The sequence below is a fragment of the Halorubrum sp. C191 genome (genome assembly GCF_002727095.1).
In the GTDB taxonomy this organism is placed as follows: domain Archaea; phylum Halobacteriota; class Halobacteria; order Halobacteriales; family Haloferacaceae; genus Halorubrum; species Halorubrum ezzemoulense.
The window spans coordinates 1-20,644 of sequence record NZ_NHNZ01000004.1 but is presented as its reverse complement, the minus strand read 5'-3'; the positions used below and the strand labels follow the sequence as shown (position 1 = coordinate 20,644).

Genomic DNA, 20,644 nt, shown 5'->3' with positions numbered 1-20,644 from the left:
ACTCGACCGGGTCGAAATCCCAGATGTGTTTACGTATTTATGTCCGTGAGTATAATGTTCGTCTCCTCGGGAACAGCATCGGCGACGATGTCCCGATCGCCGAGGACTTTGACCTCCCCGTTTTCTTCGTAGGTCGCTAATTCCCCATCGTCTCGTCCCAGTCGCTCCTTGAGTTGCTGGACTGTGGTCCCCGATTCGACCGGAACCTCCGTGCCTTCGACGTGAATTCGCTCTCCCATGGTTAACACCACATTTTGGCATTCGAAGAGGGTTGTTATAGTTGTTACTGTTAATATTGCTATTAGCACTATCAAAGTAGATTGAGTAGATAACGTTGAATAGGCTAGTCTAGTGGGTAGAGCCGCCACATTAAATATCGTACCAACGCAATCGGACAGACGAATGACCGATGATCTGATTTCGGAGATGAAACGAGAGTTCGAATCCGGGGGAAATTGGCCGTACGCTCCGGACGGCCATCAGTTTGAGAACAACCCCTTTGCCGAACAGTGGCCCGACCCACGGCTCTTCGCTGGCTACGAGGACGAGCTCCGACGTCTCCGCGAGAACATCCAACGGAACATCAATACGTTCATCACCGGACCGTTCGGGACCGGGAAGACCATTCTCACGAGAACGATGTATGAGGTACTTCAAGATATCGAGGGCTATCAACCGGTTTTCGTCCCCGTTCAAAAAGGTCGTTACAGCAAGACCATGGCGAAACGTATTCTTGACGAACTCAACGAGCCGGTAGACTCCACGGCCGGCCAAGCCGATCTGTATGAGGATATCATGGAAGCGCTCGAACAGCGCTACGAAAACGACATTCGCACAGTCATCTTCTACGACGAGGTTATCAACGGCAGCGATGGGACTCTCAGACAGATACTCCATCTCCAGCGAGATATCGACGACTGGGAGCCTGTAGTGGTATTTAATGGAACGGCCCACATGCTCGATCAAATCCATTCGAAAATCGAGCCGCTCTCAGATCGGATCGGCGATGAAATCACATTGTCCGGGCTCGATCCGAGCGGGGCCGCAGATTTGGTGAATAAGCGACTTCGATTCTACTGTGAAGCAAGTGAGTGGAACGGTGATTCGGGATGTACACACGATGATGAGAGTGTAGAACCATTCACACGGGAGGCAGTGGAACTGCTTCACCAAGACGTTACGCCGTATCCCCGCCATCTTCGCCGACAGTGTAACAAAGTTATCGAGGAAGCTGCTCGTGAAGAGATCGGGGTGATCGATTTCGAGTTCGTCCGCGAGGTCCTTTCAGACGACGCCGCCCAGAAGCTTGATGAGCTGTCCGAGTTAGCGCTCGATATAGTCAAATTCTTGAACGAGGCTGGTGGCTCGACAGCGAATGCAATCAGTGAGTCCGTCGAGGCCAGCGCGTACAATGTTCAAGAGTCGCTGACCGAACTCGAAAAAGAAGGCCTCATTCGAGCGACCGACGGCAACCGGGGTATCGAGTACAAGCTAACCGATCAGACGGGTCGTGAACTCTCGAACATCTCGCAGAGCTAACATGCAAATCCCATCACAGGCAGAACTTGAACGGTTCTTTGGAGAGGACCAAGCCGAAGAGGTACAGTTTCTCGAAACAGTCGCTACGTGGCCCAGTCTTCGTATCCTTGAGTACCTCTATGCGAATGAACCTGTAACTACTGGCGATCTCGCTCGTGGAATCAACATGGACATGCGGGACGTCAAGGATCGACTCGAGGCACTTGAGAAACAGGGTGTTGTCAGTAATCATAATGGTGATTGGAATACCCAGTCTGATAAAATCCAGATGACGGTTCGCCGTGGTGATGATCACATTGAGATTTCTCACGTAATTGGAGCGTCGTCGAACCCGACCGACAAATCGACAAAAGGAATCGTGTCACGGTTGAGTCGGTTTCTTAATCCGTTTCAGTAACTAGATAATTTTAACGCTTATGTGTAGCACATTGTTGATTTCAGAGAGTGGCTCAAACAGCGTGTTTGAGATCATCTCATCCCGGTTTTCGGAAGGGTTCTCGTCGGAGCAGAAACGCTCGGAGATACTACATCAGCTTATCTTTTGAGACGCCTCGGTGCGGTGAGAGCCACCGTCGCACCCTCTATCAGCGTACTCGCCGTCGCCGTGGACGACGTATTCACGGTCAAATTCGTCGTCCTCCTCAAGCGATTCGAATGCACGAAAGCCGTCAGTATGGAGGGCGAGCGACTACTGCTGGCCGACCGCCTGCAGGAGTCGATTCGTCTGCGGCTTTCGCTGGGGTCACGTACCGCTGTTTGGGGCCTCGATCGACTAGAATGAACACGGGTGGTTCCTCGTCCGCGCGTGGACAGGCCACGCGAGCGCGACCGCGAGTCGCGCTCACTCCCCTTCCTCCCGGCAGAAACGTACACTTTGTCTATTTCGACGGGTTCTTCGAGTGTGAGGGAAGGCGCGTCTTGTAGGTGAGCTCCATCTCTCGCTGGAGTTGGCGGACGCTCGTGTTGAACCGGAGGAACGCGTAGATCGAGAACAACATTTCCGAAGTCCGACCTTCGAGTGGATGAAGATCGTGCCGGACTTGTCGTTGAACGTGCGGTCGCAATCGTTACACAGATACCGTTGAAAGTGCCCGTAGCTGCCGTTATTGACCATCAGGACAGAACGGCAGCGGGGACAAGTGGCACCGTCACGCCGGCGAACCTGTTGCAGCAGATCCGCTGGGACCGATTCCGACCCAAACACTTCCAGGGGGATCATTCGTGTAGGACATCGCTGACGTGGTGCCCTTTTCCTCTTCGACTCCACAGCTGCTACTTAACCGTATCAGCAATCTCCTACAGAAGAGCGAAAGACAAACTAACGCCGTATCACAGAGCCTTCCAACTCCGGTGTGTACGCCATACACGCTTCTGATCTCTGATTAGCAGTTGTAAATAGATGCCCCATAGATTCATCAGACGGGCGTTGTCAGAACTCCCGAGCGACGAGTCCCTTCTCTACAAGTTCAGAATGCGCGTCATCAAACCGATCTTCTGCCTCTTGTTCACGCCCCCACTCGACGAGCTCACGTATCCCGTCCTCGAAGCTGACCTGAGGGTCGAAATCAAGTAATTTCTGAGCTTTGCTAATATCCGCATAGCAGTGCCTGATATCTCCCTGTCGATAGTCGTCAGCAATTACAGGCTCAATCTCATCGGTCTTTCCGTACAACTGGATGAGCATGTCGGCGACTTCCGTGATCGTCTTCGGGGAGCCTGTGCCGATATTGATTGCTCCGTGAGCTACATCTGATTCGATCGCGGCACGATTTGCTCGTGCAACATCACTGACGTGGATGAAATCCCGCATCTGCTCACCATCTTCGAACACTAGCGGGGGATTATCGTTTTTAATTCGGCTGGAGAAGATTGCACAAACGCCTGTATACGGATTCTCCAGTGCCTGGCGACTCCCATAGATATTGAAATATCGTAACGCGACCGTGGGGATATCGTAAGCCCGCCCGATTGAGAGCATCATCTCTTCTTGGTCTTTCTTGGTGATTGCGTAGATGCTTGTACTGTCGCGTGGCTTCTCTTCGGGGGTTGCCATAGGTTCGAGTTGACTGCCGCACTGGTTGCAATGGTGCTCCCACTGGTATTGTATCATTTGAGAATTATTTCGGAGGGCGGGATATCGAACCTCGTCACACGCGCAACAGCGGTATGCGCCTTCACCGTAGATGGACATTGAGGAGGCGACAACCATTTTTTCCAACTGAATTTCTTCGTTGACGATGATGTCTAGCAGACGGGCCGTACCTAGTGTGTTTACATCCACATAGTGTTCGATTTCGTACATCGACTGGCCGACGCCAACCGCGCTGGCTTGATGGTTAAGGATGTCTGCTGATGCCAGTAATTCAGACATCAATTTTCGATCGCGTACGTCACCCCAGACATACTCTGCTTCGCTGTTGAGATAGTCTGGCTCAGATGTGTGAACTTGGTCGGTAAGATTATCGAGGACTGTGACCTCATACCCGGCGTTGATGTATTCGTCGACAATATGGCTGCCAACAAATCCAGCCCCTCCCGTGATGAGCACGTGAGTCATAGGAAAGTATTCCCAAAGCGGTTTGAAAAAGACTAGGTTGGGGTGCTCATTGCGAAATGGCACCAGAACTGACGACTATATTTTTTGTTCGAAGAATCCCATTGACTGCTGTAATCCGTCACGCAGCTGAATGTCTGGTTTCCAGTTAAGCTCAGAACGGGCCTTTGTGATATCTGGCTGCCGTACTTCTGGATCTTGAGGTGGCAACGACTCGTGAGTGATTCCACTATCGCTTCCCGTAACATCAATTACGACTTCGGCGAGTTCCTGAATCGACCGTTCATCCGGATTACCGAGGTTCACTGGAGTTTCAATATCCGACTCAAGTAAGGCTAGTAACCCATCAATCATATCGTCAACATAGCAGAAGCTCCGTGTCTGGCTTCCATCACCGTAGACTGTTAGATCTTGACCGGTAAGGGCTTGTTTCATGAAATTTGGAATGACACGTCCATCATCAAGGCGCATCCGAGAGCCATAAGTGTTAAAAATACGGGCGACGCGAACGTCGAGGTCGTGTTCATCTCGATAGGCTCGGACCAGTGACTCTCCATACCGTTTGGATTCGTCATAACACGAGCGAGGACCATACGGGTCAACGTTTCCACGATAGTCCTCCGGTTGGGGATTGACCTCCGGATCGCCGTACACCTCACTTGTTGAGGTAAATAGGTAGGTGGCATCTTTCTTTTTGGCTAATCCGAGCGTTTTGTGGGTTCCGAGTGCCCCTACTTTCAGTGTCTTAATCGAGTGTTCGCGGTAAAATACAGGCGAAGCAAGGCTTGCAAGATGCAAAACCACATCGAGGTTCCCATCGACGTGGATAAATTTCGTTACGTCATGGTCGTGGTATGTAAAACGCTCGTGATAGAGGATATTGTCGAGATTTGCAGCCTGTCCACTAACTCGATTGTCCATCCCGATTACTTCATGCCCTTCTTCGAGTAAGGACTCACAGAGGTGGCTGCCAAGAAACCCCGCAGCGCCGGTAACAAGTATTCGGCTCATTGGTTGTACTCTTGGATGAGCGCCTCAACAGCGTCGTTCATATCGCCGTTGTCGTGGCGGAGTGCCATCTCGATATTCGCTTGCAACCAGCTAGGAATATTTCCGATGTCGAATCGCTCGCTCGTAAGTTCGACGCCACGTATGCTGTCTAACTTGCGAATAGCGTCGGTCAGTTGAAGTTCACCACCAACGCCGACCGTGGTCTCGTCGAGTCGGTCAAAAATTTCCGCGGTAAACACATAGCGGCCGGTGATCGCGAGGTTCGACGGGGCATCGCGTTGCGATGGTTTCTCGACGAAATCCTCGATTGGGAAGGAAGCTTCGGTACGGGCATCGTCGCTGAGCTCAGCAACTCCATATTTGGAGACCTCTGTCCATGGAACTCGCTCCAGAGACAATACGGATGATTCGTGCTTTTCAGCGTACGAGATTAGCGATTTAGTGCATGGTGTGTTACTCTCAATAATCGTGTCACCGAGGAGGAGTGCGAACGGCTCGTCACCGACGTGTTTCCGGGCATACTGAACAGCATCACCGAGTCCGTTCCGTTCTTTCTGACGTACGTAGTGGATGTCTGCGAGATCAGCAATCTCTTGCACCTGATCGAGTCGATCGGTCTTGCCCGCAGCTTCAAGTTCTTCTTCGAGTTCGAAGGATTTGTCGAAGTGGCGCTCGATTGCCTGCTTTCCCCTTCCTGTGATGATGAGAATATCATCGATGCCGGATTCAATGGCTTCCTCGACTACATATTGAATCGTTGGCTTGTCAAGTACTGGCATCATCTCCTTCGGCTGTGCCTTCGTGACGGGGAGGAATCGCGTCCCAAACCCGGCAGCCGGAATCACTGCTTTTGAGACATCCATCTGTTGTCCCACCTCTATATGTGAGTGTAATACCAGTTTCCCTTTCCGAAAATACCTGTAAGTACTGGTGAGGTCGTGACGGGTTCCTTACCTGTATCGCTAGAGAGCAACGGCTGCCTGAACGAACCCCTCTGATATTAGCTGATTTTGCGAACGTATATTATCACCCTCAAATACTGGTCGTTCCCGACCTCTTAGTATCAATTACCAATGATTTACAATACAGGGGTGTGAGCAATCTACTATGCAAACTGCCACTGTAATCGGCGCAGGCATCGCGGGGTGTACAACCGGGTATCTGCTTTCGAAACGCGGCTACGAAGTTACGATAGTAGAGAAAAATGCTGTTGGAGGGTTACTCCGTGATATTGAGTTCGATGACGGAACGTACTGTGACTCAGCGCCTCATCTTCTCTTTTTTGAGGACGGTCAGTCCGATGTTAAGGATCTCTTCTCGCGTTTTAGCACGCTTGATGAACTCGAACCATACGCGAAGTCCTATCCTCGTGGCCAGTTATCGGATCCTCACCATTATCCAGTTACGCAGGCGAATGCGCAAAAGTGGGAAGATGAAGAAGAGATGGTCAAGCAACTTGAGAACGCTACGTCGGAACCAGATGGAGATACCTTTGACGAATTTGTCACTGAGCAAGTCGGGTCCTTATTCTATGAACGGTACTTCCATAATTACACGAAAAAACACTGGGGGGTTGACCCCTCGCGTATAACTGGCGATTGGTTCGACTACAAAATCAACTTCCCGGAGACTGAGCAACCGTTCTTCGGCGACTCAAACGTGTATTACCCACGAGAGAAGTATGTGGACATTCTCTCGGAGATGATTTCTGACTGTACCCTCGTGTTTGACGAGGTGCAGGGCTTAGACACCGAGGACGGCGAAATTCAAGGGGTTCAGACTGAATCAGGCCGACAATACGAGAGTGATATCTACATCAATACTATTGACCCGAGCATCGTTGCAGACACTGATTTATCACTGAATTACCGGAGTATGGTTATCGTCGGCGCACAACTTGAACTTGATACCGACTCGATTTTCCCGGAACAAGTCTACTGGGGGTACTTTGCCAACGACTACGATTTCACGCGGCTCACCGAGTACAGTTTCACCGACCAAGAATTCGAAGCGAATGAGTTTGTAACGACATTCGAATTCCCCTGTTTCACCGATGAGAACCTCTGGACGCGGAGTGATGACTGGTTCGCAACATACATTCGAGAGTTTTTCGCAGATCAGAGGATCGAAGCGACCGTTAGAGATATTGTCGCCCGCCGAGCGCCATGGGCATATCCGCTTCCAGTAGCTTCTGAAATCGAGAAGTTCGAACAGATCGAGGCCCAACTCGCAAATCTTGATAATCTATATAATCTCGGACGTGTGAGCACCTATCAGTACATCTGGATCAAAGACATCGTTGAACAAGCCTACGAGACCATTAACCAAATCGAATCTTCAACACACCACATAGGTGATGCGTAAGTATGTTCGCGTAAGATATGTTGCGGCCTGTTTTGGATTCGTGTTCCCGCTTCTAGTCAAATCGAACCTCTCCTCATGATACCGCTGTGACCCGGACGTAAACCCAACCGACCGTATCTGGACGTACGCGTCATCCTTTCGCCGCAAGAGAAACAATGATATACAGTACACTTCAGCATACAATAAGATGAACCCAATCGGACCGATACAGTGGCCCATTCAAATTGATGACTCGGAGGTTCGCCAATTTGAGCTCTATTACTTCGAGTTCGAGAGTTCCCGATACGTTGTCGGTATCGTCGGTGACAGTACGGATCAACCGATCCCCCTTCGTATCGAATCAGCGTGTATCTTCGGTCACGTTTTCCGTGGCCTCAAATGCGACTGTGGTGAGCAGTTCGAACTCGCGTTAGAAGAGATGATTCAGCGGAACCATGGGATTGTGATGTATGCCGTTGATGATGACGCACGTGGACATGGGATTCGGATGCATTTCGAGCTTTATGAGTACCGCCAGCATGAGGGACGTCACGATGAACGCGAAATTTTCGACGATCTCGGTATGGAACTGGATGCCCGAGATTACACGCCAGTAATCGAGATACTCGATTACTTCGATATAACCAGCGTTCAGTTGATGACAAACAATCCAGAGCGGATTGAGGTACTCACTGAAGCAGGGGTTGACGTAACTGAACGGATCTCTGTTGAACCCGAGATCACAGAACACAACGAAACGCTCCTCCTACAAGAAAAAGAGTGGCTTGGTTACCAAACGAGTTATCAGTCGCTGGATGAATGGAAGACGCAATTTGATGAACAGCAGAAACAACAGGAGGGGGAGTACGGTTATATTCTGACCTATGATCATGCTACTATAGCCAAGGCTGCGTTCTTTGATAAAAAACCAAAAACACTGGATCTCCCCTTAGATAATTCCTCGTTCACGACATTACTCGTGAACTTTGAACCACCGGAACACGTCCGTGGCGAGGTTGACAAGGTAGCTGTCCTCAGCCAAGCAACCCCCTGACGTCTTTTTGCGCTAACGAACCAGAATCTCACTCAGCGCAGTCTCAGGCTTCGGTTGCGTCGATGAGCCCTAGTTCTTCTCGCAGGAAGAATATGACCCCTTGGAGGAAGCCTATCGTATATGCGACTGTCCTGGCGAAGTGATATGTGGTATCTCGGATTGCTTCTCTGGAAGGTTTTCTTTTGAATGTTTCAATGGCACTCGCTAGCCACCAATACCACTGCTTTAGTGGGGCCGAGATTTCGCGGTAGAGGGTGGGGTCGTAACGGTAGACGTGGACTGCACCGCGTCCATATCGGTTGTATCGCTTCAAATTCCCAAGCACTGTTGGCGAATATCTGTGCTGGACTCGGATTCGAGCATCCATCACAAACTCTCCGCCGTGGTCTCTGACCCGTTCGGCGAAGAAGTTATCTTCAGCCCAAATCGAGTCTAGATGTTCGGTATCATATCCCCCAATTTGGCGGTAGACATCACTTCGTATGATGAGATTCCGTCCGTCGGCGCTTTCGAACTTGAACCGTTCTCGGTCATCCCGGCATTCGAACTGAGTCACCCAGTTACTCTCCGGCGGATAGTCGAGATAGTTCGCTCCCTGGATCGCACTCGGGTAGTCATGTTCCTTGATCGAACGAACTACCATGTCGATCCAGTCTCGCTCAACAAGGCAGTCAGAATCCGTACTGAGGATGTATTCTCCGTTGGCGTTTTGGAACCCGACATCACGGTTATGCGACGCGTGGCGTTTCTCAGTTGCCAGTATTCGAACAGCACCCCATCCGAATTGCTTGACGGCAGCTATCGTCTCCTCTTCGTCATGTTTCGTACAGACGAGCATCTCAACATCGATGTCTGCATCACTGACGTTCTCGAAGAATGCAACAGACTCCCGAACCGATTTGAGCAGGTCGATTGTCTCCGCGGGCCTGTCGTATGTGGCGACCACGACAGAGAGTTGCGAGAGCTCCTTGTTCGCGCTCATATTAGAGTCAATCATTGAGGCATCTACTTTACATAACCTAGTGCTAGTTTGCCATGAGCGTGCTTGCAATTACGACACAGAAGACCAGGGAAATACAACACATGCATAGATCACACCCGATGTAGATAGGAAACAAAGACAGCAATGAACTTAATCTGGCTGTTAGCGGCAACTGACTAGCATTTCGGAATCGATTGGATGTATTGCAATGCCATGGCCTCTAGATCAGTGAGAATGTCACTCCGGTTTCGCACAGATGACATTATATTTCCCTGCTTCTGCCTTGACCGATGCAGCAAACTCGAAATCTCGACTGAGTTTCTCCTCATAGTTCATAATCTCATTTGCGACGAAATACGCTGCGCCGTCCTTAGCAAGCACCTCATGAATGCCGGAGAAGAGTTTCTTCGTAACCCCTTGACCTGCATGTGTTGGTGGATTCGATAGGACCACGTCAAACGTGTCCGTTGCTACAGCATCGGTTCCATCGCCTGTGACAACCGCCTCCGGAGACACCCCATTTCGCTCTAAATTCCGGCGCGCATACGTAGTGGCGACAACATCATCGTCTGTTGCCCACAGCTTGCAGTCGGTCCGGGCACCGACGAAGGCACCAATCGCACCATATCCACAGCAGCAGTCAAGAACTCGAGCTTCGCTAGGTACTGTTACATTCTCCAATAGTGCTTTTGTCCCTTCGTCTAGACTCTCCCAGGAAAACAGACCGGGGACAGTCAGAAATCGGCATGTGTAGTCACCAACGGATGCGCGAAATTCGTGTTCTTCTAAGTACTGCTTCCGTTGGAACGCCTCACTCTTTGTCCCACAGTAGACGTGACATGCCTCAACTATCCCTAACCGATTAGCGTCAGTAAAGAGGTCAGAGAGTATATCCGAGTACCGAGTAATCCCATCCGATTTTGCCCCTGAAATGTAGAATTTCCCGCCGGGCGAGAGCCGAGTACCTGCTTCAGCCATTCGCTCGTTTACAACATCAACCGGACTAAATGGCTTCGGCGCATAGACCGCAAGGTCGAACCCATCTCGGATTGAGCTGATATCTGCTGTAAGTTCAACAGTGAGATTCTCAATACCGTTTCGATCAGCGTTCTTACGACATGTTTCCGCCGCTCGTGCACTAGTTTCAGTAACAACGGTCTCCCCGTTTGGCGCAAGATCTGCGAGAATAACACCTAACATCCCATAGTTACCGTCCACCACTAAAATATCATCATCCGGTTGGACAGCAACATAATCTAGCAGCGCAATCGGCGCAGAACGAATCTCGTCTGTAGATAAAAGCCCATCACGTGTCCGGAATGTATATTCCTCACTCCCTTCCCGCTCTCCGACTCGAAGAAGATCGCTCGAATCTGCATCACTCATGCCACTTGTAAAGCGGTGGATGATTAAACAAGCACGGTTCGATCGACATCCACAGATCAGCAAGGCGAGTGTCTTTTGACTTGGTCCTGAGCCAATTCATGAATTTAGCTATCGGATTGCTCAGACGATCTGGTTCCGAAGCGGTTCCTCTGTTCCCCCAGTAAACCGTGTGAAGTTCTTTGCGAACAGCTCTGCGACGCGCTCAAAGAACCGAGGTGACCCACCCGCCAAATGTGGTGTAATGACTACATTTGACAAATTCCAAAATGCGGAGTCTTCAGGGAGCGGCTCAGATGCGAATACGTCTAGTACGGCGCCGCCGATCTCGCCATTCTTGAGTGCTCTAACTAGTGGTTGTTGTTTGACGACGTCACCGCGTGCTACATTAACTAGAATTGCTGTGCTTGCCATTGACTCAAGGGCTTGCTGGTCAATGAGACCGTAGGTTTCGTCAGTAAGTGGGCACGTAAGGACGACGTAGTCAGATTGGCCGAGAAGACGGTGAAGCTCGGTTGGGTCGTACATTTTGTCGACTGCACTACCGCCCGTCGTCGGATCACGCTTTGTCCCGAGAGCGGTTAACCCATGTGCACGTGCTAATTCTGCGACGCGACTTCCAATAGCCCCAACGCCGACAATTCCCATCGTTTTCCCGGCCATTTCACCTGGTGACCATCGATTCCACTCCTGTCGGGATTGCTGTTGTCGAGCCCGGTCAAGACCGCGCTCAAACATCAGCAGCGACCCGAAGACATGTTCAGCGGCAGGGACTGCATGTACACCAGAGGCTGTCGTGAGAGTGACGTTGTTTTTCTTGAAGAATTCAATGTCATATCGGTCATGGCCAGCAGACAGGGACTGTACCCACGCTAAATTCGGTGCATTCTGGAATATCCGTTCGTCATACCCATGCTCAATTACAACTTCTGCTGTCTCAAGCCTGGCAAGCGCATCTGATCGATCCGTCGCCTGCACTAAATCAATGTCCGGTATCTGGGATTGGATCTGCTCTGCAAGTTCACTAACCGTCCCCTCGCTTTCCGGCGGTGTTCGATGTAGTAGTAGCACTTCCGGATTTTCGACCATACCGCAGTCATCACGGCCCATCAAAAGAATGTGCCGTTCACTGCGAGGACACTTTCGAGATATTCCCAGAGTAGCCGAATTACTGGTAATCGGCGACAGACCCGCCATCTTCGGCATTCAACGATTCCGCAAGCTCCTCAACTAGATCTGGTGGCGCGTATACTTTGTCATGTTTACTAACCTCACGCATGAGAAGGGCCGGGTCAACATCGTACTCGCGAGCGTATTCAAGGATAACGGGGATATGTTCGGAGTGAACGTCGGCGTAACCGCCTGCTATATCTAACGGATCCCACCCTCCATTGTCTCTAAGCGGGCCCACATGCTTGTGGCCTACTCGTAGCAACTCCGGCACGTTAGCGGAGACATCAAACCCTGCTTTCTCTAGAGCAGCAACTGTTGTCTCCGTCGGCGCATTTCCACCACTTCGCCCGTATCCTTGTAGTGACGTATCGACGACAGCAGCACCTGCTTTCACTGCTGCGACACAGTTTGCTGCCGCTAATCCAAGATTATCGTGGCCGTGGAACCCGATAGGGAGATCACAGCGCGACGTGGCCTCTTGAACATATCTGCGGACATCTTCTGGAACTAGTCCACCAGCGGAATCGACGATAGACGCCATATCTGCCCCATACTCCTCAGCAGTCTGGACCTTTGCGGCAAACTTGGAGGGGGAGACCGCGTTCGTCTTCACCATGTTTGCCGAAACAAACATGCCCGCCTCCTGTGCAGCATTGATATACTCTTCTGCACTCTCAACTTCGGTGACGTGGCAGCCAACACGAACGAAATCCGCCCCGTGGCTTGCGGCCAGTCGAATCCCATCAGGTGAGCCGAGCCCTGGGAAACAAAACATCCCCCAATTAGCCTCAGTACATGCTTCAGCCGCCGCAATCATGTAGTCTTCATCCGACTCAGCTGCGCTTTCAAATGCGGGTGAACGGCCCGCACCAATCCCTGCGCCGTGCCCAACTTCGATCAGATCAATCCCTGCTGCTTCCAGCGCTCGACAGATGGTCTTTGTCTGCGCTGCCGTGAAGTTGAAGTCGTTGACGTAACTTCCATCCCGAAGCGTCGCATCAAGAATCTGCACGCCATCGCGAAAATCCGTAATTGATGTTGAGCCGCCCATAGAGCGGGATTACCCCCACTGGATAATAATACCACTTGACAGTCTAACTATCGAGTTATCAAGCTCTCAGAGCGCTGTATACCCTCCATCAACCGGATAGACTCCTCCTGTCACGAACGAGGCGTGGTCGGAACAAAGCCACGCTACTGAATCCGCAATCTCACTTGGCTCTCCGAGTCGTCGGAGTGGTACTGCTTGGATATATTGTTGGGTCCCCTCCGGGACTTCGCCGTTACCATTTCGGACGAGGGATGTATTGGTCGCACCTGGACAGATAGCGTTAACGCGGATGTCGTGTTGTGCGTACTCAGTCGCAGTAGCGCGCGTAAGACCAATCACGCCGTGTTTGCTTGCAACATACGGGGTACTTCCTGCGCCCGTCATCCCGGAGATTGACGACGTATTGACTACGGCACCACCCCCGCCCTCAGCCATCGCCGGGAGCTCGTGTTTCAGGCACGCCCAGACACCCTTCAGATTAGTATCGATAACGTGCTCCCAGTTGGCCTCTGTCTGCTCCTCTACCAGTCCATCATCCCCCTCAATGCCAGCATTATTGTGGGCGATGTCAACGCTTCCGTACGTGTCGAGCGTCGTCTCGACAAGCGACCGAACATCGGACGGTTCCTGTACGTCAACTTCAACTACTGTAACTGTCCCCCCCTTAGCTTCGATTTGCTCGGCTGTTTCTGCTACTGCCTCAGTTACGATGTCCGCTGCGACGACGTTTGCTCCCCCTTCCGCAAAACGGAGTGCGGACTCACGGCCGATTCCAGACCCTGCACCTGTCACAATCGCCGTTTTTCCTTCAAAGTCAAATGGCACAGCGCAGGAGATGACAGCCGCCTATAAGAAGTTTATCGCTTTCTTGGTCGCGACGCCGACGGTGAGACAGGAGAACTCACGTTATTGTGTTAACTAGCTGGTTGAGTGATTCGCGAGTCTCCTCTTTGGATTGTAATCGACGCACGTTATCACGGCCTGACTGAACCGTTCGACGGTAAAAATCTGGATCGGTCAGCAGGCGTTGGGCGTGACTTATCGCAGCATCTGAATCAAATGGTTCGACACACAGGTTGGGGAAACAGAGGCGTTGGTGTGTGTTTTCAGGTGTTCCAATACAGGGGACGCCAACAGCGGCAAACTCGGATGCGGGTCGTCCTGTCGTTGCCCGCGTTGTGAGTAACACCGCAAGATCCATCTCCGCAATGTGCTCATAGTATCCGTCGTCGATATATCCTGTGGGAGTCAGGAAATCGAACTGTTCTACAAGCGGTGCGAAGCGACGCTTCTGATACGGCTTGAGGCCGATAATTTCCGCATCAAGGTCATGGCCCGCATTTCTGAGATGATTAACGACGAGGAGATTAGAGTAGAGGTTCGAGAAATCCATATTCGCGGTTCCAATCCCGACACAAACGGTTCTACCGTTCCGTGTCGCTTGGGTTTGCATATTGACGCTCTCAAACTGGTCGTCTGGAATAAGCAGCGGCAGATAACTGACCGTCTCCGTATACGGCGCAACCCAATCCCGATAGCGTTCGTTGATAGCCACAACTGCGTCTAGTGCTGCAAGCGCCTCGCGGTGTAATCCTTGTAGTTGAGCCGAACAAGCTGTTATGTCTCGAACTGATTCCTCTTGAATACCGACGATCGGATTCTCAGGATATTCGGTATCAAGGTAGCAGATATACCCATAGTACATCCAGAGGAATGAAACGAACACTACATCGTAGTCTGAGATGGATACTGTCTCTCCAGACTCTAGTTTCACTTCACCAGTGTACTCGGCCGATTGCGTGGCACAATACCGCTCAGAGAGCATCGCACTCGTTGGAACTGCTGGTTCAGCTTCGAACACCTCATCCATCCGGTCAACGTGCGCCGTCTGGACAGGAGTTCCATCAGCCAACACTGGATATCCAATGTCGGCGTCAACTAACTCTCCATACATGACGTTACTGAACGGCACTGGCGCATCTGACGCTGGTGTGTACGAATTATCCGATAGGAACGCCATTAAGACATCAGTCATTTACCATCCTCTCTGATAGACACCTAGTTTATCGTTTCGGCGTAGTGAACCGCCTCGGAGTCAAGCCCTGAGGCTTCCCGTGGATTAGTCAGACACTCCCACGATACCATCGGTCTGATAACCTCGAACAGCGTCGTGGGTCACGGTCAGGGCGTCCACGGCCCCCGATGGCTGCCGTCACACCTTCCGAACAACGGGAAGGCTGTAGAGTACTGAGGTTCGCTCAACTCCCGTGGGACAGGGAGTTCGCCCGTGCCTATTCCGGCACGTGTTCCGTCTCTTCGCTACGTTATCAGGCCCCATCCACCACTACACCCCTGGAAGGAGGGTCAGTTGGCTGCTGACGTGACGACCTCTGCGAACGTCTCTAATTGAGCGTCCATCTTGTTCCGGTATTGCTCTGCTCGTTTCTGTCCACGAGCGACATACTCCTCGTAGACCTCATCGTCTCCGAGTTTGTCGAGAGCAGCCGACCAGGCATCAACTGAGTCGTATTCTTCAACCAGAATTGCAGCTCCGTCACACGCTTCCGGTAGCCCGCCGACTTTACTTGCGACAACCGGAATTCCATTGTGCATCGCTTCGATTACAACCCGCCCGAATGATTCCTCCCACTGCGAGGGAACCAGCAGTACTTTCGTTCGCCGATAAATCTCTCGGATATCTCCTTCCTGGACATACTCGATGTTTTTGACAGTGTCTAGGTCTGGTTCGTCGGGGGGAAGCAGGTAGAAGTCGAGAGATTGTGAGAAGATATCATAGATATCCCGATTAAAGGAGTTATCGTCCGTGCGTTGGTGGCTCCATCCCATTTTCGCTAAAAAGGAATCCTCCGGACGTTGGCGTGCGAGTTCGCGGAATACTTTCCCGCCTTTAGTTTCGACGGGGTTTATCATCGTGTAACACGCACGCTCTTGACCAGTGATCGAATAGTACTCAAAGTCGATAGGTTGGTAGATCGTTGTTGCAGGAGTCCACTTGTAGACGCCTTTTGCTCTAGCACGGAACTCATCCGAGACCGCAATGATGTGTGTTGGCTCTGCATCGGCAGCAAGTCCGGAAGTAATCTGTAGTTCGAAGTTGCTCATCACACACAGTATACAGGGGACATCATACTCATCGGAGGCCCAGAGCGCAATATCTGACCATCCGCCCTGTGTGAGGACGACATCCGGCGGATCTGTCTGTAGATAGTCTACGATTGTCCCGAGTGGTGCCTTATCGTCTAAGCGCATCACGTTGTAGGGTGGGTCTGCTTGATTTCCTTGCGTTGGAGGACCATACGTGATGACGTCGACGTCCCATCCCTGGTTGCTAAGATACTCGAGCCAGCGTGTGAGTGTCCGCTCTGCGCCGGCGGTGTCCGTGAATGGATCCTGTGCGGTGATTAGAGCAATCCTCATGACAGGTTACTGTTCTCTGTACACAACTTCACCTTTTCCGTCGGTCGTTTCGCGTCTACAGATGGAGACAGCCGAGCCCGCCGGGGCTTGACTCCTCGGGCAGTTCACAGGTATCCCATTTGTTCTAGCCGCTTGACTGCCGCCTGAGCGACATCTCCTTCGCTATCATGGTAGCGGTCGTTCTCAATGAGTGCCGCGTAGTGGTTCCGGAGTGTCTCCCTCAGCTCTCCATCACTTGCTCCCTGATAGGTCTCCTCTTCGGGTAGCCAGATAACCTTCTTTTCCGGTGAATTCCACGCACTGTACTTGGGGGTTGCTCGGTCTGCTGCACGCGGTGATTGGGATGTTACATAGTCGACGAACGAGTTTGGCGGATCGTAATATGTGAAGGCGTGTTCGCGTGCTTCTTGGGAGAGTAGCGATGTACTCTGTGAGCGATCGATGTTAATGTCTAGGAGATCCATTAGCGTTTGGAAAACATCGAGGGTCTGGACGACATCAGTGCGTATCCCCGTGTCTAACGTTTCGGTCGGGTCGTGCACAAGGAGTGGCACTCGAATGAGAGAATCAGAGACTGAGAAGTGATGCCCAAACAATCCTTCTTCGCCGATGTTGTCACCATGGTCGCCAAGAATGACAACCAGGGTTTCCTCAAGGTCAATGTGCTCGGAGAGTCCCGAGAGCAGTCGCTGAATCTGATCGTCGGCTTGCCGGATAGCACCTCGGTACTGTTCACGTATTTGCTGTTGTATTGTCTTCGGGACTTCGATTTCACCGGAGGCTACGGCTCCTCTGTTGAAGAATATCCGCTGTTGCCAGTACGAACGGTTAGCGAGGAGTGTACGGCAGCTTATGTCCGAAAATAGCCGATGGTAGGGGGTTGGTGGGGTATACGGCCAGTGGACTGTATTCAGATGCACGAAGAAACAAAACGGCTCGTTGACTTCTGTGGCGTCGGCGAGTACAGTATCGACGGTTCGGTGGTCAGCTCGATTGAACCCAGAGAAGGATAAGCTTCGTGCGAGTTCTAGCACCTGCCAGCGGCGGTCGCCCAGGGTATCAAGTACTCGGTCTATAGCTCGGGTTGAGAGTGACTCACTGTCGGAATTCCCGAGTCGGGAGGTGTTTGTGTGGTCGAATCCGCGTAGAATTCCCCCTAGTTGGAACCATTCAAGATAACCATAGGAGCGAGTCTCGTAGTCACGTCCGGCGAGAATTTCTGCCAGTGTCTGGATTTCTCCGAGAGCGTCACCACGGTCGAAGACACCATGCTCTGGTGGGTATAAGCCGGTAAACAGCGACGCGTGTGAGGGGAGCGTCCAGGTCGCGGGGGTGATTGCTCGTTGAAATACTGTTGAATCGGTGGCTAGCTCGTCGAGATATGGTGTTGTTCCCTCATACCCCCCGCAGAATGATGTTTGGTCTGCACGGAGGCTATCTACCGAGATTAACAGTACATTCGGTTGTTCTGAGACCATTGATGGATAGTCGGTTTCTAGCCAAATGCTATCACTATTATTGTAGCACTATTGTCACGAATGAACTATTAACCAGGGTGGTGAGAATGCTTGCAGAGACACGATGACCGACATACTGATGGTGTTTCTACAGGATCAATGGTACGTTCCTGATACGGATGCACCGAGCAACTTCGACACATCGATTATTGGGGATCTCTTCGATGCCGACGTTGGGTGGCCGGTTACAACAGATGGCGACTCAGTCCAGTTTAAACACTCCGACCTACGCGATGAGGAGGTGTTACAAACGTCAATTCACTACCCGACGGGAACCTGTTACGACGAGCGCTACGTCGTTTCTGAGCCGGAGTCATTCTCCACCCAGGTTGAGCTGGCGACAGGTGAGCAAGTAGATATTGGCGACTATGACGTTGTCTGTATCTCGCACTTCTGGATGCATCATTACTACCTGCGTTATCTTCTCGACGAATGCCCCAATGTCTCGTTCATCGGAATCCAAGAGGAAGCGGTCCAAGACCTCGCGCAGACCTCCTCAACAATGCAGGCTGCACATTTCGATACAGTCGAGAAACTGGACGGCTATATCGCGTTTAACGAGCAGTTTCGGGAGTGGATCGCTCCACATCGACCGAACGTCATCCAGATGTCGCTGCCCGTCCCCAAGAACCAGTTTCCGCATGAACCACTGCCGCGTGAAGACCGACGAGACGCTGCTTGTCTCGGCATCGCGACGTGGAACGTTGATTTAGCGAACTTTTACTCAAATGTACGGGTTCTTGACCGAGTCCGGAAGAACGGAACACCGCATACCGGCGAGATTATCGGTATCCGTGATCGACAGCGTCCCGACACTGACGGGCTAGAGGAACGCTTTGACTTCCTCTCAGTCGATGGGTTCATCGAGGAAGGTATGTACGAGCGAATCGCAGATTTCGACTTCGCAGTTATCCTTTCGATGCGTGCAACGGCAGGCCGGGCAGCAGCTGACCTCGCTGGTATGGGTGTTCCGTGTATCGGCAACATCCACAATGACTTCCAAGCTCGGTGTTTCCCTGACCTCAGTGTTGAACCACACGATGTCCCGAAAGCAATCGCGCTCGCAGAGCGACTACAGACTGACGAGGCCTTCTACCAAGACGTCGTGGCACGCGCTCGCCGCGAAATTGAGGACTGCCAGAATCACGATTACTTCCGCGATCGTCTCGAACGGTATGTCGACAGTGTCGCTACGTCCTCTGCGCCGAGCTAATCCAATTCTGTCGTGTCCGCATTGACGGCCGCTTGCATTTTCGCACTGTCAACGAAACTTTCCATCCGGACAACTTTCCCGTCCTCTAGGTCGTAGACGTGGGCTGCTTTCGCGGCCATTTCAGCGCCAGTGTCCCGGTAGACACCCCGTTCGGTTCCGATTGCGACAACCGTGTCCCCAGCGTCGATAAACCGGTCAATGTCTACGTGGAACTCCTCCCACCACTCGGCTACCGTTGACGTCATGAGCTCTCGAACGGTCTCCTTGCCATGATAGGTCCCGCCGAACTCGCTGCCCTCTGGTTCGATCCAGACGACATCATCTGCGAAGCGTTCCATGTACGCATCGATGTCACGGCGGTCAAGAAGTTCGTACAGTGAGCGAACCACTTCGACGTTATCGGATTCTCCCATCTATGCGCTCTTTGTACACAGAGTGGTTATTAAACGATTTGTGGAACGTCTGTTGTGTTACCTGAGGTGCTTCCCAACGAAGATTTTCTATATACCGCTATATGGTTTATCACATACACACAGGATGGGATTCTGATAGTAGAAGCCCTGTACGTTCCAATATTAGAGATTAATATCCTCTCCCACTACACTTGCGCTTACTCGAATAAGCACAAGTGGATTTTAGTGGGTCGGCGCCCTGGGATCAGCCATCCCAATGCCCGAACGCCGGTCAACCGATACAGAGGCCCACAAACCCCTGGAAAAAGCCGTTGAGGAGTGGGTACAGAAGAAAGCCAAGCCTGGTGGCGGCGGGAACTACGCCCGCGAAGCCGACCGTGTCCTCACGGCGTTCATCGACTGGACGCCCGACTCCGTCGAGACCGTACGCGACATCTCGCGACGAACAATGATGCAGTACGCCGAATACCTTCACCGTCGAACCGACGCACGCGTCGCGGATCAGGACGATGAGGCAGGTATCACAGGACGGACTGCCCAGCAATATTACGCTCTTGTCCGCGCGTTTTTCACCTACTGCGTAAAGTGGGGATACCGCGAAGAGAACCCCGCCGAGCACGAGCCGGCTCTGGAGGAATTGCCCGATGCGTCGCTCGGCGCGAACGGTAATCGCCAGCAATTCTGGAGTTCGCAGGAGCGAACGGCCTTCGTTCAGTACGTGGATGAGCGTGCACACGACGCGATCTCCGAACAAGGGAGCAACGCTGTAGAGGAAGCGCGGGACCGAGCGCTCGTCTACCTATTCGCGTACTCTGGCGCGCGGAGCGCTGAACTTCTCCGTGATCCCAATGATTCGCGCCGGACAGGTGTCACATGGGCGGACGTGGATCCCGAAGCGGGTGTGATTCGGGTACTGGGGAAGAGTCAAACAGCCGGTGAGGAGGTGCAGTTACCAACTCAGCTTTGAACGTTA

Annotated in this window: 19 protein-coding genes and 1 pseudogene; 6 read left to right on the top strand and 14 right to left on the bottom strand. The window is 52.0% G+C overall.

Translation table 11 applies throughout. The features are described 5' to 3' along the window. Positions 1 to 29: 29 nt before the first annotated feature. Positions 30 to 239, bottom strand: a complete 210-nt coding sequence (locus Z052_RS00200) for a hypothetical protein (protein WP_099288456.1) — start codon at positions 237 to 239, stop codon at positions 30 to 32. A gap of 163 nt (positions 240 to 402) precedes the next feature. Between Z052_RS00200 and Z052_RS00195 the strand changes: the two genes are divergently transcribed. After that, entirely contained in the window at positions 403 to 1,539 is a 1,137-nt protein-coding gene (locus Z052_RS00195) for an AAA family ATPase (RefSeq protein WP_099288454.1), read from the top strand. 1 nt (position 1,540) lies between these two features. Beyond that, entirely contained in the window at positions 1,541 to 1,936 is a 396-nt protein-coding gene (locus Z052_RS21320) for a helix-turn-helix domain-containing protein (protein WP_144049936.1), read from the top strand. A 76-nt stretch (positions 1,937 to 2,012) separates the two neighbouring features. Here Z052_RS21320 and Z052_RS00185 read toward each other — a convergent pair. From Z052_RS00185 to galU, 4 genes and pseudogenes are all read right to left on the bottom strand, one after another. Continuing rightward, positions 2,013 to 2,758: pseudogene (locus Z052_RS00185) on the bottom strand (IS1595 family transposase). Positions 2,759 to 2,968: 210 nt separating this feature from the next. Next, positions 2,969 to 4,096, bottom strand: coding sequence for an NAD-dependent epimerase/dehydratase family protein (locus tag Z052_RS00180; protein WP_099288450.1), 1,128 nt, complete (start codon positions 4,094 to 4,096; stop codon positions 2,969 to 2,971). 75 nt (positions 4,097 to 4,171) lie between these two features. Further along, entirely contained in the window at positions 4,172 to 5,104 is a 933-nt protein-coding gene (locus Z052_RS00175) for a UDP-glucuronic acid decarboxylase family protein (RefSeq protein WP_099288448.1), read from the bottom strand. Continuing rightward, positions 5,101 to 5,967: a UTP--glucose-1-phosphate uridylyltransferase GalU gene (gene galU / locus Z052_RS00170; RefSeq protein ID WP_099288446.1), complete on the bottom strand. Its 867-nt coding sequence runs from the start codon at positions 5,965 to 5,967 to the stop codon at positions 5,101 to 5,103. The genes Z052_RS00175 and galU overlap by 4 nt, the downstream gene beginning before the upstream one ends. 244 nt (positions 5,968 to 6,211) lie before the next feature. On the opposite strand from galU, the gene Z052_RS00165 reads away from it, so the two are divergent. Continuing rightward, entirely contained in the window at positions 6,212 to 7,468 is a 1,257-nt protein-coding gene (locus tag Z052_RS00165) for an NAD(P)/FAD-dependent oxidoreductase (RefSeq protein WP_099288444.1), read from the top strand. Positions 7,469 to 7,655: 187 nt separating this feature from the next. After that, positions 7,656 to 8,501, top strand: a complete 846-nt coding sequence (locus Z052_RS00160; protein WP_099288442.1) for a hypothetical protein — start codon at positions 7,656 to 7,658, stop codon at positions 8,499 to 8,501. 43 nt (positions 8,502 to 8,544) lie between these two features. On the opposite strand, the gene Z052_RS00155 is transcribed toward Z052_RS00160, so the two are convergent. The 8 genes from Z052_RS00155 to Z052_RS00115 form a co-directional block, all read right to left on the bottom strand. Beyond that, complete coding sequence (locus Z052_RS00155; RefSeq protein WP_158228634.1) at positions 8,545 to 9,483, bottom strand: glycosyltransferase family 2 protein; 939 nt, start codon at positions 9,481 to 9,483, stop codon at positions 8,545 to 8,547. Positions 9,484 to 9,720: 237 nt separating this feature from the next. Beyond that, the gene (locus Z052_RS00150; RefSeq protein WP_099288438.1) at positions 9,721 to 10,869 is read right to left on the bottom strand and encodes a methyltransferase; all 1,149 of its coding nucleotides are present in this window, start codon (positions 10,867 to 10,869) and stop codon (positions 9,721 to 9,723) included. 120 nt (positions 10,870 to 10,989) lie between these two features. Then, complete coding sequence (locus Z052_RS00145; RefSeq protein WP_099288437.1) at positions 10,990 to 11,955, bottom strand: D-2-hydroxyacid dehydrogenase; 966 nt, start codon at positions 11,953 to 11,955, stop codon at positions 10,990 to 10,992. Positions 11,956 to 12,034: 79 nt separating this feature from the next. Continuing rightward, positions 12,035 to 13,090 carry a hypothetical protein gene (locus tag Z052_RS00140; RefSeq protein ID WP_099288435.1) on the bottom strand — a complete coding sequence of 352 codons (1,056 nt, stop codon included), beginning with the start codon at positions 13,088 to 13,090 and terminating at the stop codon, positions 12,035 to 12,037. 66 nt (positions 13,091 to 13,156) lie between these two features. Next, positions 13,157 to 13,915 carry an SDR family NAD(P)-dependent oxidoreductase gene (locus Z052_RS00135; protein ID WP_099288433.1) on the bottom strand — a complete coding sequence of 253 codons (759 nt, stop codon included), beginning with the start codon at positions 13,913 to 13,915 and terminating at the stop codon, positions 13,157 to 13,159. Between the two features lie 76 nt (positions 13,916 to 13,991). Next, entirely contained in the window at positions 13,992 to 15,125 is a 1,134-nt protein-coding gene (locus tag Z052_RS19505; protein WP_144049935.1) for a glycosyltransferase, read from the bottom strand. A gap of 329 nt (positions 15,126 to 15,454) precedes the next feature. After that, on the bottom strand, positions 15,455 to 16,528 hold the full coding sequence (locus tag Z052_RS00120; protein WP_099288427.1) for a glycosyltransferase family 4 protein: 1,074 nt from the start codon (positions 16,526 to 16,528) through the stop codon (positions 15,455 to 15,457). A gap of 104 nt (positions 16,529 to 16,632) precedes the next feature. Continuing rightward, positions 16,633 to 18,006: a sulfatase gene (locus Z052_RS00115; protein WP_099288425.1), complete on the bottom strand. Its 1,374-nt coding sequence runs from the start codon at positions 18,004 to 18,006 to the stop codon at positions 16,633 to 16,635. A gap of 103 nt (positions 18,007 to 18,109) precedes the next feature. Between Z052_RS00115 and Z052_RS00110 the strand changes: the two genes are divergently transcribed. Then, on the top strand, positions 18,110 to 19,258 hold the full coding sequence (locus Z052_RS00110) for a hypothetical protein (RefSeq protein ID WP_099288423.1): 1,149 nt from the start codon (positions 18,110 to 18,112) through the stop codon (positions 19,256 to 19,258). Here the strand turns inward: Z052_RS00110 and Z052_RS00105 are convergent. Next, positions 19,255 to 19,671, bottom strand: coding sequence for a nuclear transport factor 2 family protein (locus tag Z052_RS00105; RefSeq protein ID WP_099288421.1), 417 nt, complete (start codon positions 19,669 to 19,671; stop codon positions 19,255 to 19,257). The two genes, Z052_RS00110 and Z052_RS00105, sit on opposite strands and share 4 nt — an antisense overlap. A 256-nt stretch (positions 19,672 to 19,927) precedes the next feature. Here Z052_RS00105 and xerC point away from each other — a divergent pair, with 256 nt between their 5' ends. Beyond that, positions 19,928 to 20,638: a tyrosine recombinase XerC gene (gene xerC / locus Z052_RS00100; protein ID WP_099288419.1), complete on the top strand. Its 711-nt coding sequence runs from the start codon at positions 19,928 to 19,930 to the stop codon at positions 20,636 to 20,638. Positions 20,639 to 20,644 lie beyond the last annotated feature (6 nt).